Source organism: Arthrobacter koreensis, from assembly GCF_035792275.1.
Lineage (GTDB): Bacteria > Actinomycetota > Actinomycetes > Actinomycetales > Micrococcaceae > Arthrobacter_B > Arthrobacter_B koreensis_A.
Window position 1 is genome coordinate 1 of sequence record NZ_JAMWKK010000029.1, and the last position, 1,139, is coordinate 1,139.

General features: G+C 65.8%; 1 protein-coding gene. It reads left to right on the forward strand.

Features of this window, described 5'->3' with window-relative positions; translation table 11 throughout:
• Positions 1–27: 27 nt before the first annotated feature.
• Positions 28–1,139, forward strand: a 1,112-nt coding sequence (locus NGB94_RS16690; RefSeq protein WP_325791840.1) for an IS30 family transposase, incomplete at its 3' end; no start/stop codon positions are given.

Here is a 1,139-nt window from a genome sequence, read left to right on the forward strand (position 1 = left end):
GAGTTCTTCGCGTTGCTGCAGGATGGAATGCCGCTGGGTGATGCTGCCCGGAAGATTGGTGTTGAGCCTGAGCGCGCGCGGCGCTGGCTGACACGCTCCCGGGCCGGGGCACGCTTCCGTGCCCGCGGGGCCGGAACCGGATACAACGATGCGGTGAACCCTTTTTCCGAGCTGCCCGTGACCCCGGGTAACGGCCGGTGCCTGTCCCTGACCGAGCGGGAACAGATCCAGGACCTGCGCCGTGCCGGTGAATCAGTACGCGGTATCGGCAGGATGCTGGGCAGGCCTGCCTCGACGATCAGCCGGGAACTGGCCCGGAACACTGCCGGGGACCTGGGATACCTGCCTCATGCTGCGCACCGCCTCGCTGCCGGGCGCAGGCTTCGCCCGAAAACGGCGAAGCTCGCTGTCCCGGGCAGGCTGCGGGAGTATGTTCAGGCCGGCCTGGTGCTTCAATGGTCCCCGGAGCAGATCTCGAAGAAGCTGGTCTCAGATTTTCCCGATGACCAGGAGATGCGTGTGAGCACCGAAACGATTTACCAGAGCCTTTACTTCCAGGCACGCGGCGGGCTCAAGCGTGAGGTTCAGTCCGCGCTGCGTACCGGCCGGGCACGGCGGGTAGGGCACCGGGAACCGGACAAGCGCCGCCCCCGGTTCATCGATGAGGCCCTGATGATTTCCGAGCGCCCCGCCCTGGTCGAAGACCGGGCCGTGCCCGGTCACTGGGAAGGGGACCTGATTACCGGTGCGCATAACCGTTCCGCGATCGGCACCCTGGTCGAGCGCAGCACCCGGTACGTGATGCTGGTCCACCTGCCCGGAGACCACAGTGCCGAGACCGTCAGGGACGGGCTGGTCAAAGTGATGAACACCCTCCCGGCTCACCTGCGCGGGTCACTGACCTGGGACCAGGGCGTGGAAATGGCCCGGCACCGGTCTTTCAGCATGGCCACCGGCATGCCCGTCTACTTCTGCGACCCGGCCAGCCCCTGGCAGCGCGGATCGAACGAGAACACCAACGGGCTGCTGCGGCAGTACTTCCCCAAAGGAACCGATCTTTCCGTCCATTCACCCGAAGACCTGGAAATCGTGGCCCAGAAGCTCAACGGACGCCCACGTAAAACGCTCGACTGGGACAG